The sequence below is a fragment of the Neisseria sp. P0022.S010 genome (genome assembly GCF_051956635.1).
In genome coordinates, this window is sequence record NZ_JBQCXF010000964.1 from 1 (window position 1) to 323 (window position 323).

Consider the following 323-nt stretch of genomic DNA (forward strand, 5'->3'; position numbering starts at 1 on the left):
TGTCAGTGCACAAAACCAGGATGCCAACGGCAAAGTGCTGGATATGGACGATGCCGTCGCCCAACTCGAACAGGCACTCTCCCTGGCCAAAAGCCTGAACAAAGCCGCCCAAACCGCCAACAACCACCACACCGATGAAGAAACCCAAAGGGGCCGTCTGAAAGACGCCCTCAAAGACCTGAAAGAGGCCGGTTTGATCCAAACCGCCCCGGCCGGTATAGCCACCGCAACAGAGCAAAGCCAACTGCATACCGCCAATGAAAACATCCACCTTATCAGCGGCAACCATACCGACATTACCGCCGGCCAAAGCCTGACCGCCC

Annotated in this window: 1 protein-coding gene; it reads left to right on the forward strand. The window is 57.0% G+C overall.

Annotated features, from left to right (window positions below):
* Positions 1-323: DUF2345 domain-containing protein (locus tag ACTHUT_RS22350; RefSeq protein ID WP_440386921.1), on the forward strand; the 323-nt coding region annotated here is incomplete at both ends.